Source organism: Amycolatopsis nalaikhensis, from assembly GCF_030264295.1.
Classification (GTDB): Bacteria; Actinomycetota; Actinomycetes; order Mycobacteriales; family Pseudonocardiaceae; genus Amycolatopsis; species Amycolatopsis nalaikhensis.
Map to the genome: position 1 here is coordinate 1,726,690 of NZ_CP127173.1, position 15,500 is coordinate 1,742,189.

Consider the following 15,500-nt stretch of genomic DNA (forward strand, 5'->3'; position numbering starts at 1 on the left):
TTCGGCTGGATTTCGCGCTATTATGCTCATATGAGCGCGACCAAGAAGCCGCCTTCGCTCTCGGAGGCTTTGCTGCTCGCCACCGTCGCCCGGCGCTTCTACGTGCAGGGACGGTCCAAGCTGGAGATCGCCGACGAGTTCGGCGTCAGCCGGTTCAAGGTGGCGCGGATGCTCGACACGGCCATGGAGTCCGGCCTGGTCAGGGTGGAGTTCTCGCTGCCGGCGCCGGTGGACCTGGCGCTGTCGGACGAGGTGCGCACGGCGTACGGGTTGAAGCGCGCGCTGGTGCTCGAACGCTCAACCGAGCGCGAACCGAAGGAGGTCGTGCGGGCCAAGATCGGCTCGCTGGCGGCCCGGCTGCTGGAGGAGATCGCGACGCCGTCGGACGTGATCGGGCTGTCGTGGGCGCGGTCGGTGAACGCGATGACGGAGGCGATCCGGGCGCTGCCGCGGTGCCCGATCGTCCAGCTGTGCGGGGTCCAGGCGGGGATGGACATGCGCGGCCGCTCGGTGGAGACGGTCAGCCGCGTGACGTCGGTGTCGGGTGGCGACGCGTACCCGATCTTCGGGCCGCTGGTGCTGCCGGACCGGCGGACGACGGAGACGTTGCGGCGCCAGCCGGGCATCGCGGAGACGTTCGGCCAGTTCCGCAACCTGACGAAGGCGGTGGTCAGCATCGGGGCGTGGCAGCCGGGCGAGTCGACGGTGTACGACGCGCTGGACGAGGCGGAGCGCGCGGCGATCGCGGCGCGCGGGGCGACGGCGGAGGTCGCGGCTCGGTTGTTCGACGCGTCCGGCAACGCTTTGTCGACGGGGTTGGCCCACCATGTGCTGGCGATCAGTCACGAGGAGCTGATGGCGGTGCCGGAGGTGATCGCCCTGGGCTACAGCCGTCCGAAGGCGGCGGCGGTGGACGCGGTGCTGCGCTCGGGCATGGTGTCGACGCTGATCACGGACGCGGCGGCGGCGGTCCCCCTACTGGCCCTGGCTGCGAAGAACCCACCTCACCGGTCGTGAGTGTTTAGGGCGGTTCTAACCGCCCTAAACACTCACGACAACCCGGGGAGTACGCGACCGCCGGTTTCGTACGTCGGCGGGTGTAGGTGCGGCCCCTCTGGCTCGGGGGCGAAACCCGGGTCGCGCCCGATGTGCCGCCGCGGCTGCTCGACGAGCCTTGAAGGCGTGAAAACCTCTCCTCGCTGGCGCCAGGCCGTCGTCTGGCTGCACGTCGTTTCGTCCGTCGCTTGGATGAGCCAGGCCCTCGCGCTGGTCGTGCTCATGGCGTCGGGCGCGCCGACCATGGCCGAGCGCCTCGACTCCGTCCTGCTGGCCCCGATGGCGAACGTCTCCGCGTTCACCGGCTTGCTGCTCGCGGGCGCGACGGCGTGGGGTTACTTCCGGCACTGGTGGGTGCTCACGAAGTTCGCCTTGACGCTGGTCCAGCTCTACGCCGGGATCTTCCTGCTCTCCCCCGCGCTGCACCGGGCCGCGGACACCCAGACGGTCGCCGGGCTGCAGATCGCGGGCGCGTCGCTGATGGCGAGCGCGTTGGCGTTCCAGGCGTGGCTTTCGATCGCGAAGCCGTGGCGGAAGACGCCGTGGTCCCCGGCCGCGAAGCCGCCGACCGCGCCGACGTGGGTGTTCATCGCCGGGATCGGCGCACCCGTCGTGGACGTCGCCGCCGGTCTGGCGCTCGGCTACCCGTTGCCCGCGTTGTCGCTGGTCACGCTGATCGTGCTGCTCGGGTTTGAGCGGCGAGGACGTCGTCGCCGTGCTCAGCGGCCCAGCGCCCGAAGCCCTCGATCGGTTCCAGCAAACTCGAGCCCAGCGTCGTAAGCGCGTACGCGCCTTCGCGGCGCTCGACGAGGCCGTCGAACTCCAGGCGCCGCAGGGTTTCCGTGAGCACCTTGGCGCTGATCCCGCCGATCGCGCGCCGCAGGTCGACGTGGCGACGCGGGCCGTCGCGCAAGGCCCACACGACGACCGGGTTCCACGTGTTGGCGACCAGGTCGAACGCGAGCCGCGTCCGGCAGTCGGCGAGGAAGTCCATGGTTACCGTTCGGTTCCTTCCCGGGTTCCTAACGTCGTGCTGGTACAGCCAAGCACACCGGAGGAAGCATGCGGATCGGGATTTTCGGCACGGGCGGAATGGCGGACGCGCTGGGCACGCACTGGGCGCGCGCGGGTCACGAGCTGAAGGTGAGCGGCCGGTCGGGCCCGGGCCCGCTGGCCGAGCGGCTGGGCGCGACAACCGGAACCTGGCACGAGACGGCGGCCTTCGCGGACGTGCTGCTCCTGGCTGTCCCGGCCGGGGCGATCGCCGAGGTCCTCGCGCAGGCGGGCCCGCTGGCGGGGAAGGTACTGGTGGACTGCACGAACGACCCGGAGCTGACCGGCACGCCGGTGGCGTCGCGGATCGCCACGGAGGCCCAGGTGGTCAAGGCGTTCAACCTGGCTCCGACGGACGTCTGGCAGTTGCGGCCCCCGGCGTGGGAGGGCCGCCCGCTGTCGGTCCCGTTGTGCGGCGACGACCCGGCGGCGCTGGAAGCGGTGAGCACGCTGGTCCGGGACGTCGGGGCGAAGCCGGTGCTGGCGGGTGGCCTGAACCGCGCGGCCCTGCTGGAGGCGACGGCGGCGTTCGTCATCGGGCTGTGGTTCGCGGGCGAAGACGCCCAGGCGATCCTGGCCCCGGCGGGCTGAAGGGGACCTTCAGGTCACCAGACGCGCTGAAGGGGACTTTCCTCGCATCAGATGCCAGCAAAGTCCCCTTCAGCCTAGGCGGTCAGAGGCCGTATTCGATGGCTGTCGCGTTCGGGCTCGCCAGGAGCGCGTACTCGACCATCGATGCGGCCGATGCCGCCGGTGCGATGCCCACGACCACCGCGGCCGCGACGAAGATTCCGGCCAGCACGCGCTTCACGTTCCCCATGGTCCCTCCCAGGCTCCGGAGCCCTCCACGGTAACCCGCGCCTCCCGCTACTCCACGGAGATTGCGCCGTTGAGCGCAGTGACTGCGTCGACGTCGCCCAGAGCCAGATCGGCCGCCCGGGCTCGCAGCGGGGAGCCGCCGCGCGGGACCAGCGTCACCGTCCCGTCGGCCAGATCCGTCACCAACGTGCTCAACGTCATCAGCGGATCACCACCGGCAGCGTCCTGGCGAACGTCGAGGGTCAACGCCGAGACCAGCCACTGCGCGTCCGGGTTCGACGGCGCCAAGTGCGCGCACACCTCGGCGCGGGCCAAGCTCTCCTCCGACGCCGAATCCAAAGAGGGCGACAACCGTCGGAAGTGGTTGGTGTGCCAGGAAAACCCACTGCCCACAGTGGTCACCGCGGTCTGGTGCCCCGCCTTCTCGACCACCGTCGCCCCCGGGACGCCGACCTGGCCCATCGTGTACGCGAACCCACCCGCCGACGCGTGCGACCGCAGCACGGAAACCGCTTCCGCGACCGACGTCGCCCGCTGCGCCGTGCGCGCCAGGAAGTGCCGGCCGGCGCACGGCGACGGCGCCACCACGCTCACGCTGTCGATCCCCCAGACCAGGCCGTGCGTCGTCACCGTGAACGTGTTGGCGGGCACGAACCCCGGGTACCACCAGACGCACACCCCGGGCTCGCCGTCGATCAGCAGCGTCAGCAGCCTTCCGATGCCGTCGAACAGCGGGGCGCCGTCCTCGTTGTGGCCGAGCAGGGAGCCGTGCGCCAGGTCCGTGCAGCCCGTTCCGTCGCCCGTGCCCAAGTCACCGCGCAGGTTGGCCAGCAGCAGGTCGTCGAACGGCACGCCCGCGCCCGCCGCCAGCGCCGTCAGCTCGGCGTACGCGTCCGGGTGCTCGACCTGGGACGCCGACTGGATCGCCCGGAACAGCACCGGTGACCGGCGTGCCCGGGCCGTGACCGGCCACGACGGGAGTCCGTCCACAACGGTCCGGATGTCTTCGGCGGCGTACGCGCCCAGCTCCCGGAAAGCGGCTTCCCGTGGACCGCGGACGATCGTCCAGCGCACGTCGCCGACGCGGTGCTCCCCCAGTGTCGCCACCATGGGGTCACGATGACCGACCGGTCAGGAATCCGCAACGGTGAGCGGGCCGACGTCGGTCACCCGGACCACCGCGGCCCCGGCCTCGTCGGACTCGGCCAGGTCGACTTCCGCGCTGATGCCCCAGTCGTGGTCGCCCGCCGGGTCGTCGAAGATCTGCCGCACCTTCCACACGTCCGGCTGCTGGTCGATCAGCAGCAACGCCGGGCCGCGCGCGTCCGGGCCGGTGCCGAGCGCGTCGTACTCCTCGAAGTAGTCCTCGATCGCGTCTTCCCACGCCTCCGCGTCCCAGCCGGACGCCGCGTCCAGCTCGCCGAGCACCGACCACGCCCGCCGCGCGAACAGCTCGACCCGGCGGAACAGCTCGTTGCGCACCAGGACGCGGAACGCGCGCTCGTTGCGGGTGACCGCGGGCGGCAGCTCCGGCGGCCGGTGCGACACCGGCCCTTCCTCGGTCGGGTGGCGCAGCGCCTCCCACTCGTCCAGCAGACTCGAGTCGACCTGCCGGACGAGCTCGCCGAGCCACTCGATGAGGTCCTGCAGCGCCTCGGTCTTCGCCTCGTCCGGCACGGTGTGGCGCAGCGCGTCGTAGGTGTCCGCGAGGTAGCGCAGCACCAGCCCTTCCGACCGTGCGAGCTGGTAGAACCCGATGTACTCGACGAAGTTCATCGCGCGCTCGTACATGTCGCGCACGACCGACTTCGGCGACAGCTCGTAGTCGGCGACCCACGGGTGGCCCTGCCGGTAGCTGTGGAACGCCGCCTGCAGCAGCTCTTCGAGCGGCTTCGGGTAGGTGACGTTCTCGAGCAGCTCCATCCGCTCGTCGTACTCGATGCCCTCGGCCTTCATCGCGTTCACGGCCTCGCCGCGCGCCTTGAACTGCTGCTGCGACAGCACCGGCCGCGGGTCGTCCACAGTGGATTCAACCACGGACACGACGTCGAGCGGGTACGACGGCGACTCCATGTCCAGCAGTTCGACCGCGGCCAGCGCGAACGGCGATAGCGGCTGGTTGAGCGCGAAGTCGAACTGCAGGTCGACGGTGAGCCGGATGATCCGGCCCTGCTCGTCCGGTTCGGACAGTCGTTCGACGACCCCGGCGGCGAGCAGCGCGCGGTAGATCGCGATGGCGCGCAGGATGAGCTTGCGCTGCGACGCGCGGTCCTCGTGGTTGTCCTCGAGGAGGTGCCGCATCGAGTCGAACGCGTTGCCCGGCCGCGAGATCACGTTCAGCAGCATCGAGTGCGTCACCTTGAAGCTGGACGTGAGCGGCTCGGGGTCGGCCGCGATGAGCCGCTCGAACGTGCTCTCGGTCCAGTTGACGAAGCCCTCGGGCGCCTTCTTCCGGACGATCTTCTTTTTCTTCTTCGGGTCGTCGCCCGCCTTCTCCAGCGCCTTCGCGTTCTCGACGACGTGGTCGGGCGCCTGCACGACCACGTAGCCGTCGGTGTCGTAGCCCGCTCGCCCGGCGCGGCCGGCGATCTGGTGGAACTCGCGCGCCTTGAGGTGGCGCTGGCGGACGCCGTCGTACTTGGTCAGCGCGGAGAACACGACCGTCCGGATCGGCACGTTGATGCCGACGCCGAGGGTGTCGGTCCCGCAGATCACCTTGAGCAGCCCGGACTGCGCCAAGGTCTCGACCAATCGGCGGTACTTCGGCAGCATCCCGGCGTGGTGGACGCCGATGCCGTGGCGCACCAGCCGCGAGAGCGTCTTGCCGAAGCCCGCGGAGAACCGGAAGTCGCCGATCAGCTCGGCGATGGCCTCCTTCTCGGCCTTCGTCGTGACGTTGATGCTCATCAGCGTCTGCGCGCGCTCGATGGCCGCGGCCTGCGAGAAGTGCACGACGTAGACGGGCGCCTGACCGCCGTTGAGCAGCTCGGACATGGTCTCGTGCAGCGGCGTGAGCGCGTACCGGAAGGTCAGCGGCACCGGGCGCTGCGCCGACGTGACGACGGCGGTCGGCTTGCCGGTGCGGCGGGTGAGGTCCTTCTCGAAGAAGGACACGTCGCCCAGGGTCGCCGACATCAGGACGAACTGGGCCTTCGGCAGCTCCAGCAGCGGCACCTGCCACGCCCAGCCGCGGTCGGGCTCGGAGTAGAAGTGGAACTCGTCGGCCACGACCTGCCCGACCGGGGCGTCGGCACCGAACCGCAACGCGATGTTCGCCAGGATTTCGGCCGTGCAGCAGATGATCGGGGCGTCCGGGTTGACGCTGGAGTCACCGGTCATCATCCCGACGTTGTCGGCGCCGAAGATCTCGATGAGCTGGAAGAACTTCTCCGAGACCAGGGCTTTGATGGGCGCGGTGTAGTAGCTGCGGCGGCCCTGGGCCAGCGCGGTGAAGTGCGCGCCGACGGCGACGAGGCTCTTCCCGGAGCCCGTCGGCGTGGAGAGGATGACGTTCGATCCGGAGACGACCTCCATCACCGCCTCCTCCTGCGCCGGGTACAGCTCGATGCCCCGGTCGGCCGTCCAGGTCGTGAACGCTTCGAACAGGGCGTCGGGGTCGGGATCCGCAGGCAGGAGGTCTGTAAGAGTCATCAGACGTCCATCGTGCCATCCGCTCGTCGCAAAGTCGGCAGGGGCGATCGCATCGCGCGTGGTAAACCCGTAGGCTTCGCGTTACCGCGCTTCGACCGGGAGATACGGTGTCGCGCGCACACGGGCGGTACTCCGGAGGGCTTAGGAATGGCACAGGACATCATCCCGATCGAACTCGGGCTGCCGCAGGGCGACGTCGTCACCCTGTGGGCCCCGCGCTGGCGGGAAGACGGCGAGGAGTGGGAAGCGTTCCTCGGCGACGAGGACGACCTGTACGCCTTCCCCGACGCCGCTCACCTGGCCGCTTTCGTCCGCACGTCCGAGCGGCACGACCTGCTCGACCACCCGGCGTGGGACGCGGTGCCGTCGCTGAACGTGCCCGAGCTGATCCCGGACGAGGACCACACGTACGACCTCGTCGGCGTCCCGGAGCTCGTCGCCGAGGAGCCGGACGTCTGGCACATCGCGGAGCTGGCCGAGATCGTCGGCATCGTGCGGTCGCTCGCCGACGTCTGCGACCTCGAAGAGGTCCACGAGATCCTCGACTCGACCGAGGGCTTCTCGCTGCTGGACCAGGGCACCCTCCCGTTCACCGGGAGCGTCGGCGTCCAGGTGTGGAACGACCTGTCCGAGACGGTGTCGCAGAAGTGGGACAGCGTCCTGGACGCGATCGACGGCCTGGTGACGGTGCCGGACGTCGACGAGAAGGTGCTGGAGCAGACGGCCGAGGAGCTGGCGGCGTTCCACGAGGAGTCCGCGGAGGCCGAGGCCGGCGCCGAGGGCGAAGAGGACCTCGAGGCGATCTCCTCGGACGACGACGAGGACGACTCCGACGAAGAAGAGGGCCCGATCGGCTTCTGGGCCGAGGTCGGCATCGACCCGATCAAGATCATCACGTCCGGCGCGGAGTACTACACGCTGCGCTGCTACCTCGACGACGCACCGGTGTTCCTCGGCAGCGAGGGCGAGATCGACGTGTTCACGTCGGAGAAGGCACTGGCGCGCGCCCTGGCGGACGGCAAGGACCTGGCCGACACGGACCTCGCGGACGTGTCCACGTGGGACGAGGTCCTCGCGAAGGCGACGGCGGGCGAGCTCGAGATCGAGGTCGACCCCGAGAACACGTACGTGCTGACGGGCCTGGACGCGGACATCGCGGAGGGCCCGGAGGCGATCGACCCGACGCAGCTGGAGCTGGCGGTCGAGCTGATCACGGACGCGGCGGAGTGGGCGGGCGACGACTCCGCCGAGACGGCGCTGGCGGGCAACGAAAGCCTGGGCTGGCTGGTGTCGTTCGTGCTGCGCCCGGACCCGACGCGCCTCGAGCCGTCGGCGCCGTTCGACGCTGAGCAGAGCGCTTGGCGGAAGCTTGTGGAGACGTTCGAGAACCGCCTGACGGTGGCTTGATCTTTCGGCTCACAAAGGCCGCCTCCCCGCGGGTTGGGGAGGCGGCCTTCGTCGTGTGCGGGTCGGTCCGGCTGCCGTAGCCCGCCGGCGCGAGCGTCTTGAATGAGTCATTCAGGTCCTCGGAGGAGGTGAATGAGTCATTCAAGACGCGGCCGAACCCGCCCCCGCAAGCCCGGCCTCAGTCGTGGTCGCGTTCCGCTCGGACCGGGACCACCAGTACCGCCAGCGCCGGGAACACCGCCGCCACGCAGAACGCCAGCGCGTACCTGCTGTCGCCGATCACCAGCCCCAGCAACGGCGGCGTCAGGGATGCCGCGATGTTCTGCCCCGTGTTCTGCGTCCCCATCGCGCGGCCCGACCACGCGATGCCCGCCAGCTCGGCCGAGGCCGTGAAGCCCAGCCCGTTGTCCGCCACCGTGATCACTCCCGCCAACGCCAGTGCCAGCAGCACCAGCCACGGCCAGGACGCGTCGCCCAACGCCACCAGCAGCATCACGACGCAGCTCAGCACCGCCAGCTGACGCATCGGGCGGAGGCGGCTGCCCACCCGGTCCGACCACCAGCCCGAGCCCAGCCTCCCCGCCGCACCCAGCACCTGGACCACCGCCAGGTACCAGCCCGCCGCCAGCGGGCTCCAGTGCTGGACCGCCACCAGGTACACCGGCGCGAACGCCGACACCGCGAACTGCGGCACCACCAGCAACGCGCTCGCCCCGTGCACCCGCCACAGCGCCGCGTGCCGGTACGGCGACGGCGGCTTGACCCCGCCCGCCACCCGCGGCGGCCGCGGCGGGTCCGTCACCAGCCACGCCACCAGCAGCGCGACGACGATCGCCAGCCCCGCCGGCAGCAGCACCGCCGCGCGGAACCCGAAGTGCGCCGCCAGCGGCGGCAGCCCCAGCGCCGCGACGCCCACGCCCAGCGGCTGGGCCGTCTGGCGGATCCCCATCGCCACCCCGCGCTCGGACTTCGCGAACCAGCCCATCACGACGCGGCCGCTCGCCGCGTTCACCGAAGCCGTGCACGCTCCGGCAGCCAAGAACACTCCAAAGAGAAGGCCGACCGGGTGAGTGCCCACCCCGGCGTACACCAGGAGTAACCCCGAGGCACCCAGTCCGAGCGCCATGATCAGACGCTCTCCGTAACGGTCCGCAGCCGCGCCCCACACGATCAGGGTGAACAACAACCCGATGCTCGGGGCCGCCACGACCGTTCCCGCCTCGGCCAGGGTCAGTCCCTCGGCCGCTCGCATAGCTGGGACCAGGAACGGCAGGCCGTAGAGGAACGAGCAGCTCGCGGTCTGCGCGGCGAGGCCGAGCGCGAGGATGAGCCACCGCCGTGAACTCGCGTAAAGCTGCTCACCCGCATCGCCAGCGACCTGCGCCATCGTCCTCACCGTCTCAAATTCTGAGAAGTATTTCCTACATAGTGAACGATAGTTGGCATGGCTAAGGACCGCAAGCGAGTTGCGGTCCGGAGCGGGGAGGTCAGGCCAGCGCGGCGTAGCCGGGCTTGATGACGTCGTCGATCAGCGCGAGCCGGGCGTCGAAATCGAGGAAGGCGGATTTCATCGCGTTGATCGTGAACCAGCGGAAGTCGTCGAGGCCATAGCCGAAGGTCTCGTGCAGCGCGGCGAATTCGCTGGTCATCGTGCACCCGCTCATCAGCCGGTTGTCCGTGTTCACCGTCACCCGGAAGCGCAGCCGCGCCAGCAGGCCGATGGGGTGCTCGGCGATCGAGGCGACCGTGCCGGTTTGGACGTTCGACGTCGGGCAGATCTCCAGCGGGATGCGGCGGTCGCGGACGTACGCGGCCAACCGTCCAAGGTGGACCGTACCGTCCGCGTCGGTCTTGATGTCCTCGACGATCCGCACGCCGTGCCCGAGTCGCTCGGCTCCGCAGTGCTGAATCGCCTCCCAAATGGACGGCAAACCGAACGCTTCCCCGGCATGAATGGTGAAATGAGCATTGTTCTGCCGCAAATACTCGAACGCGTCGAGATTGCGGGTCGGCGGGAACCCGTCCTCCGGCCCGGCGATGTCGAAGCCCGCGACGCCGGCGTCGCGGTAGCGGACGGCCAGGTTCGCGATCTCGAGGGCGCGGGCGTGCTGGCGCATCGCGCAGAGCAACGTCGCGACGCGGATGCTGCCGCCGTTCGCGGCCACCCGGCGTGTGCCCTCCGTGAACCCCGCTTGGACGGCCTCGACCACCGCATCGAGTGACAGACCGCGTTCGACGAACAACTCCGGTGCGTAGCGCACCTCGGCGTAGACGACGCCGTCGGCCGCCAGGTCTTCCACCGCTTCCGCGGCGACCCTGACCAGGGCATCCTCCGTCTGCATCACTCCACAGGTGTGCGCGAAGGTCTCCAGGTAGGAAACGAGCGAGCCGGAGTCGGCCGCCCGGCGGAACCAGCTGCCCAGCTCGGCCGGGTCGGTCGTGGGCAGGCCGGCGTACCCGGTCGCGTCGGCGAGCTCGGCGACGGTGGCCGGGCGCAGCCCGCCGTCGAGGTGGTCGTGCAGGAGCACCTTGGGGGCCCGGCGGAGCGTCTCGCCGGTCAGAACAGGGCTTTCGTCAGGCATCCCCCAACGGTAACCTCGGTGTCATTCCCCTACATGGCCGTAACTCTCAGGCTCGGGTTAACCCTCAGCGTTGACGATCATGCGACGAATCGGCCATCCGGGGGCAGCCTCCGCAATAGGCTCTTCACGGGGGCCATACAGACAGCAATTTTTGCAATCGATAAGCTTCGTGGCACGTCCCTCCATTTCCCCGCCGACGAAGGACACACAGCAGTGACCACTGACAACCACATTGCCGCCCCGTCCTTCGACCGGATGCGCAACATGCTGGTGCGCGCGGCCGAAGTGCGTGAGAGCGAGCAGCAGCAGATCTTCGACGCGCTGGACGACATCTACGCCCGCCTCGCGCCGGTGGACTCGCTGGGCGCGGTCCGCAAGCGGCTGTCCGAGCTCCCCGACCGCACCGAGGTCGGCGTGCTGGCCGAGCGCCTCGACGAGGCGATGTCCCGCCTCGAGGCGCAGGACAACGCGATCGCCGCGCTGACCCGCGCGGTCGAGAGCATCGTCGACAAGCTGGCCAAGCCGTTCGCGCAGCTCGACGGCCGCCTCGACGGCATGGCCGCGCGCTTCGAGGGCGTCGCCGGGCGGATGGACGGGCTCGAGGACAAGCTGCAGAACATCCACCGCCGGATCGACGAGGTCGGCAGCCACCTCGACAAGCAGGACGCGAAGCTCGAGTCGCTGCCGCAGTCGGTGCACGGCCCGGTCCGCGAGCGGATCGAGCAGGCCGAGTCGGCACTGCGCGACCGCGTCGACCACGCCGACCACGAGCTGCGGAACAAGGTCGACGAGCTGAGCCGCACGACGAACGAGCGGATCACCGAGCTGGACCGCTCGACGCAGGAGCGGATCGGCGCGAACACCGACGCGCTCAAGACCGCGCTGACCGAGACCGGCGAGATGATCGACGCCTCGGACCGGCTGGAGAACCTGGGCACCCGGCTCGAGACGGTCACCACCCGCCTCGACGACCTGGCCTCCCGCCTCGACAAGGTGGAGGACGGCTTCCTGTCGAGCCTCGGCGACCTCGACGGCGCGGTGAAGAGCGGCCTGGCCAAGGTCGAGGGCACCCTGGCGAAGCAGCCGGACACCGACTCGGTCGACTCGCTGGTCCGCAAGAGCAACGACGAGAGCGTCCGCCGCATCGGCGGCCAGCTCGACGAGGCGATGGCGACGTTCGCGGAGCTGATGCTCGGCGGCGGCCCGGCCGTCCAGCAGATCTCCCCGCCGCCGCCGGCCCCGCGCCAGCCGCGCCGCAGCTCGCGCAACGGCCGCGCACCGAAGGCCGTCGACGCGAAGGCGAAGACCGGCGAGTCCGCGGACGAGACCACCGAATAACCCAGCTCCACCGCGATGCCCCCGTCGGACCTCCGGCGGGGGCATCTTCATGCGTAAGACTTCACTCGTTCGGGTGATCATGCCCCGGCTAACCGGACCACTCCGGCATTTCGGGAGACGCTCCCCGCCGGCGATCTTCGCGACCCTCGGAGTCCGCACTGCCGAAGAGGGGAACTCGCGATGAAGGCTGCACGCAGAATAGGCACGATCCTGGCCGCCGTGGCCACCGCCGCCGGGCTGGGGCTGGTCGCCCCCGCCGCGGCCGAAGCCGGGACCGTCTCGGTCACCTGGGGGTGCGGTGCGTTCGGCGGCCCCGCCGGGTTCAAGACCTTCGACATCACGGTCACCGCACCGGCGACGGCGACCGCCGGGCAGCCCGTCACCGTGCACGCCGACCTCACGCAGGTCTCGCCGACGTGGGTCGGCACCGAACCCGCCGGGAGGTACACCGGCTACGTCGTCCTCGAACTCGGTGGCGCCGCCTCGGGCCGGGTCGACGCCACCGGGATGACGAACCCCGTCATCGAGAACGGTGGGCTGTTCCGCCTGACCGGCGGCACCGGTCAGGTCACCTTGCCCGCGGCTGGTCAGGTCACCCTGGCGACGAGCGGCTACGTGCTCTACTACAGCACCGGCACCTGGATCAGCTCCTGCGGTGGCGGCGCCAAGCCGGTCGCCGCCACCATCCAGGTGTCCTAGCCGCGCACGGTCTCCCGGACGATCGGTCCCGGCGCGGGTGCCTCCGCGGCGATCGCGAACCCGCCTTCGAGCGCCGCCAGCGCGGCCGGGACCGCGTCCGGGGTGTCCGTGTGCAGCTCCAGCAGCGGCTCGCCCTCGGTGACGGCGTCGCCGGGCTTGGCCAGGCAGAGCACGCCCGCCGCGGCCTGGACCGGGTCCTCCTTGCGGGCCCGTCCGGCGCCGAGCCGCCAGGCCGCGACGCCGACCGCGTACGCGTCCAGGGTCGCCAGCACGCCCGAAGCGGGCGCCGGAACGACGTGGACGTGCGACGGCGTCGGCAGCGGCGCGGAAGGGTCTCCTCCCTGGGCGGCGATCATCCGGCACCAGACCTCGTAGGCCTCGCCCGAAGCCAGCACCGCGGCCGGATCGGCGGAAATACCGGCCAGGGACAGCATTTCGCGGGCCAGCGCGAGCGTCAGCTCGACGACGTCCGCCGGGCCGCCGCCCTGGAGCACCTCGACCGACTCCGCGACCTCGACCGCGTTCCCGACCGCCCGCCCCAGCGGGGTGTTCATGTCGGTCAGCAACGCCGTCGTCGGGACGCCGTGGTCGACGCCGATCGAGGTCAGCGTCGACGCCAGCGCTCGTGCCTGGTCGAGCGTCTTCATGAACGCGCCGGACCCGAACTTCACGTCCAGCACCAGCCCGGACGCGCCCTCGGCGATCTTCTTGCTCATGATCGAGCTGGCGATCAGCGGGATCGACTCCACAGTGGACGTGACGTCCCGCAGCGCGTAGAGCTTCTTGTCCGCCGGGGCCAGCCCGGACGTCGCCGCGCAGACCACCGCGCCGACGTCCTCGAGCTGGGCCTGGATCTCCGAAGTGGACAGTGACGCCCGCCAGCCCGGGATCGACTCGAGCTTGTCGAGCGTGCCGCCGGTGTGCCCGAGCCCGCGCCCGGACAGCTGCGGCACGGCCGCGCCGCACGCGGCGACCAGCGGCGCGAGCGGCAGCGTGATCTTGTCGCCGACGCCGCCCGTCGAGTGCTTGTCGACCGTCGGGCGCGAGACGTCCAGCGACAGCCGCTCCCCCGACTCGATCATCGCGTGCGTCCAGCGGGAGATCTCGCCGTCGGACATCCCGTTCAGGAAGATCGCCATGGCCAGCGCGGACATCTGCTCTTCGGCGACCTCACCGCGGGTGTAGGCGTCGACGACCCAGTCGATCTGCTCGTCGGACAACCGGCCGCCGTCCCGCTTGGCGCGGATGACGTCGACCGCCGCGAACGCGCTCACGGCAGGTCGTCCGGGCCGAAGGCGTCCGGCAGCACGTCCGACATCGGCAGGATGCCGCTGGGCGTGTCCACCAGGCACGTGGATCCGCCCAGCTCGAACAGGATCTGGCGGCAGCGCCCGCACGGCATCAGCAGGTCACCGGCGCCGGACCGGCAGGCCACCGCGACCAGGCGACCCCCGCCGGACAGCCGCAGCTGCCCGGCCATCGTGCACTCGGCGCACAGCCCGAGCCCGTAGGAGGCGTTCTCGACGTTGCACCCGGTGACCACGCGGCCGTCGTCGACGATCCCGGCGACCCCGACGTGCAGACCCGAATAAGGCGCGTACGCATGGGAAGCGGCTTCGATCGCTTGGGAACGCAGCGCGTCCCAGTCCACTGTGGACATCAGTCTTCCCCTCGCCGGTACGGCTGGCCGTCGGCCTTCGGCGGCCGCAGCCGCTGCGAAGCCACCGCCAGCACGATCAGCGTCACGAAGTGCGCGGTGTACGGGATCAGGTCGGACGGCAGCGTGTCGTTCGACCAGTAGATCGCGTACAGCACGCCCGCGCCGACGACGCCGAGCCCGGCCGCGATCCACTGCTTGCGGAACAGCTGGACGACGACGATCACGCCGACCAGGATCACCGCGCCGTACAGCAGCGCGAGCACCGCTTCGCCACCGCCGGCGAGCTGGAGACCGTCCGCGTAGCCGAACAGCGCCGCGCCGCCGAGCAGGCCGCCGGGCCGCCAGTTGCCGAAGATCATCGCCGCGAGGCCGATGTACCCGCGGCCGTTGGTCTGGTTCTCCAGGTAGTCCGCGCCGCCGCGCAGCAGCACCAGCGACGCGCCACCCATCCCGGCGAAGGCACCGGAGATGACGACGGCGACGTACTTGTGCAGGTAGACGTTGACGCCGAGCGACTCGGCCGCCACCGGGTTCTCGCCGCACGACCGCAGCCGCAGGCCGAAGCGCGTCCGCCAGAGCACCCAGAAGCTCACCGGCACCAGGACGATCGCGATCATCGTCAGCGGCGCCACCTCGGTGACCAGGCCGCGCAGGATGCCCGCGACGTCGGAGATGCCGACCCGCTGCTCCTTCTCCAGGTCGCCCAGCCAGTCCGAGAGGAACGTCGCCGAGTACGTGTCGAACTTCGGCACCACCGGCGACTGCCGCGGGTTGCCGGAGATCGGCGCGAAGATCAGGTTCGCCAGGTACTTCGTGACGCCGAGGCCGAGCAGGTTGATCGCGACACCGGAGACGATGTGGTTGACGTTGAACGTCACCGTCGCCACCGCGTGCAGCAGGCCGCCGAGCGCGCCGAACGCGAGCGCGGCGATCAGCCCGGCCCACACGCCGCCGTAGAACGAACCCCAGGCGGCGCCCCAGGTCCCGAGGATCATCATGCCCTCGAGGCCGATGTTGACCACGCCCGCGCGTTCGGCCCAGAGGCCACCGAGGGCGCACAGCAGGATCGGCAGCGCCAGGCGCAACGCCGTCGACGCGGTGTTCGACGACGTCAGCGCGGCGACACCGGTCGAGTAGGACGCCGTCGAGATGACGGCGATGGCGACCACGGCCCAGATCACGCCGCGCAGCCAGCCGGGCACCCGGCCCCGCTTGCGCCGCACCGGCATCGTGGA

At 70.5% G+C, this 15,500-nt stretch carries 15 protein-coding genes; 6 read left to right on the top strand and 9 right to left on the bottom strand.

Annotated features, from left to right (window positions below):
- Positions 1 to 30 precede the first annotated feature (30 nt).
- Positions 31 to 1,017 carry a sugar-binding transcriptional regulator gene (locus tag QP939_RS08230; protein WP_285455997.1) on the top strand — a complete coding sequence of 329 codons (987 nt, stop codon included), beginning with the start codon at positions 31 to 33 and terminating at the stop codon, positions 1,015 to 1,017.
- A gap of 165 nt (positions 1,018 to 1,182) precedes the next feature.
- Positions 1,183 to 1,836: a hypothetical protein gene (locus tag QP939_RS08235; protein ID WP_434219639.1), complete on the top strand. Its 654-nt coding sequence runs from the start codon at positions 1,183 to 1,185 to the stop codon at positions 1,834 to 1,836.
- On the opposite strand, the gene QP939_RS08240 is transcribed toward QP939_RS08235, so the two are convergent.
- A complete protein-coding gene (locus QP939_RS08240; RefSeq protein WP_285456000.1) occupies positions 1,724 to 2,050 on the bottom strand; it encodes a winged helix-turn-helix transcriptional regulator in 327 nt (108 codons plus the stop codon). The two genes, QP939_RS08235 and QP939_RS08240, sit on opposite strands and share 113 nt — an antisense overlap.
- Before the next feature lie 68 nt (positions 2,051 to 2,118).
- Here QP939_RS08240 and QP939_RS08245 point away from each other — a divergent pair, with 68 nt between their 5' ends.
- A complete protein-coding gene (locus QP939_RS08245; protein ID WP_285456001.1) occupies positions 2,119 to 2,700 on the top strand; it encodes an NADPH-dependent F420 reductase in 582 nt (193 codons plus the stop codon).
- 82 nt (positions 2,701 to 2,782) lie between these two features.
- On the opposite strand, the gene QP939_RS08250 is transcribed toward QP939_RS08245, so the two are convergent.
- From QP939_RS08250 to QP939_RS08260, 3 genes are read right to left on the bottom strand one after another with little or no spacing between them, the layout of a single operon-like run.
- A complete protein-coding gene (locus tag QP939_RS08250) occupies positions 2,783 to 2,920 on the bottom strand; it encodes a hypothetical protein (RefSeq protein WP_285460052.1) in 138 nt (45 codons plus the stop codon).
- Between the two features lie 56 nt (positions 2,921 to 2,976).
- Complete coding sequence (locus QP939_RS08255) at positions 2,977 to 4,038, bottom strand: C45 family autoproteolytic acyltransferase/hydrolase (protein WP_285456002.1); 1,062 nt, start codon at positions 4,036 to 4,038, stop codon at positions 2,977 to 2,979.
- A 21-nt stretch (positions 4,039 to 4,059) separates the two neighbouring features.
- Positions 4,060 to 6,579 (bottom strand): DEAD/DEAH box helicase, encoded by a 2,520-nt coding sequence (locus tag QP939_RS08260; RefSeq protein WP_285456003.1) that lies wholly within the window; start codon positions 6,577 to 6,579, stop codon positions 4,060 to 4,062.
- A gap of 147 nt (positions 6,580 to 6,726) precedes the next feature.
- Here QP939_RS08260 and QP939_RS08265 point away from each other — a divergent pair, with 147 nt between their 5' ends.
- Positions 6,727 to 7,986 carry a SatS C-terminal domain-containing protein gene (locus QP939_RS08265; RefSeq protein WP_285456004.1) on the top strand — a complete coding sequence of 420 codons (1,260 nt, stop codon included), beginning with the start codon at positions 6,727 to 6,729 and terminating at the stop codon, positions 7,984 to 7,986.
- Positions 7,987 to 8,164: 178 nt separating this feature from the next.
- Here QP939_RS08265 and QP939_RS08270 read toward each other — a convergent pair whose 3' ends face one another.
- The gene (locus QP939_RS08270; protein ID WP_285456005.1) at positions 8,165 to 9,373 is read right to left on the bottom strand and encodes an MFS transporter; all 1,209 of its coding nucleotides are present in this window, start codon (positions 9,371 to 9,373) and stop codon (positions 8,165 to 8,167) included.
- A 100-nt stretch (positions 9,374 to 9,473) separates the two neighbouring features.
- Positions 9,474 to 10,568, bottom strand: coding sequence for an adenosine deaminase (locus QP939_RS08275; RefSeq protein WP_285456006.1), 1,095 nt, complete (start codon positions 10,566 to 10,568; stop codon positions 9,474 to 9,476).
- A 213-nt stretch (positions 10,569 to 10,781) separates the two neighbouring features.
- Here QP939_RS08275 and QP939_RS08280 point away from each other — a divergent pair, with 213 nt between their 5' ends.
- Both QP939_RS08280 and QP939_RS08285 read left to right on the top strand, forming a co-directional pair.
- Positions 10,782 to 11,906, top strand: a complete 1,125-nt coding sequence (locus QP939_RS08280; RefSeq protein ID WP_285456007.1) for a PA containing protein — start codon at positions 10,782 to 10,784, stop codon at positions 11,904 to 11,906.
- A gap of 219 nt (positions 11,907 to 12,125) precedes the next feature.
- Positions 12,126 to 12,605 carry a hypothetical protein gene (locus QP939_RS08285; RefSeq protein WP_285456008.1) on the top strand — a complete coding sequence of 160 codons (480 nt, stop codon included), beginning with the start codon at positions 12,126 to 12,128 and terminating at the stop codon, positions 12,603 to 12,605.
- On the opposite strand, the gene QP939_RS08290 is transcribed toward QP939_RS08285, so the two are convergent.
- Genes QP939_RS08290 through QP939_RS08300 form a run of 3 tightly spaced genes read right to left on the bottom strand, consistent with a single transcriptional unit; the run spans position 12,602 to position 15,494 of the window.
- Positions 12,602 to 13,879: a thymidine phosphorylase gene (locus QP939_RS08290; protein ID WP_285456010.1), complete on the bottom strand. Its 1,278-nt coding sequence runs from the start codon at positions 13,877 to 13,879 to the stop codon at positions 12,602 to 12,604. The two genes, QP939_RS08285 and QP939_RS08290, sit on opposite strands and share 4 nt — an antisense overlap.
- Complete coding sequence (locus tag QP939_RS08295) at positions 13,876 to 14,265, bottom strand: cytidine deaminase (protein ID WP_285456011.1); 390 nt, start codon at positions 14,263 to 14,265, stop codon at positions 13,876 to 13,878. The genes QP939_RS08290 and QP939_RS08295 overlap by 4 nt, the downstream gene beginning before the upstream one ends.
- Positions 14,265 to 15,494, bottom strand: coding sequence for an ABC transporter permease (locus tag QP939_RS08300; protein ID WP_285459694.1), 1,230 nt, complete (start codon positions 15,492 to 15,494; stop codon positions 14,265 to 14,267). Before QP939_RS08300 ends, QP939_RS08295 begins: the two co-directional genes overlap by 1 nt.
- Positions 15,495 to 15,500: the final 6 nt, after the last annotated feature.

Coding starts and splice junctions, on each gene's coding strand:
- QP939_RS08270 (WP_285456005.1), bottom strand. CDS start 9,373: ATGGCGCAGGTCGCTGGCGATGCGGGTGAGCAGCTTTACGCGAGTTCA.
- QP939_RS08300 (WP_285459694.1), bottom strand. CDS start 15,494: ATGCCGGTGCGGCGCAAGCGGGGCCGGGTGCCCGGCTGGCTGCGCGGC.
- QP939_RS08265 (WP_285456004.1), top strand. CDS start 6,727: ATGGCACAGGACATCATCCCGATCGAACTCGGGCTGCCGCAGGGCGAC.
- QP939_RS08295 (WP_285456011.1), bottom strand. CDS start 14,265: ATGTCCACAGTGGACTGGGACGCGCTGCGTTCCCAAGCGATCGAAGCC.
- QP939_RS08240 (WP_285456000.1), bottom strand. CDS start 2,050: ATGGACTTCCTCGCCGACTGCCGGACGCGGCTCGCGTTCGACCTGGTC.
- QP939_RS08275 (WP_285456006.1), bottom strand. CDS start 10,568: ATGCCTGACGAAAGCCCTGTTCTGACCGGCGAGACGCTCCGCCGGGCC.
- QP939_RS08245 (WP_285456001.1), top strand. CDS start 2,119: ATGCGGATCGGGATTTTCGGCACGGGCGGAATGGCGGACGCGCTGGGC.
- QP939_RS08260 (WP_285456003.1), bottom strand. CDS start 6,579: ATGACTCTTACAGACCTCCTGCCTGCGGATCCCGACCCCGACGCCCTG.
- QP939_RS08255 (WP_285456002.1), bottom strand. CDS start 4,038: ATGGTGGCGACACTGGGGGAGCACCGCGTCGGCGACGTGCGCTGGACG.
- QP939_RS08230 (WP_285455997.1), top strand. CDS start 31: ATGAGCGCGACCAAGAAGCCGCCTTCGCTCTCGGAGGCTTTGCTGCTC.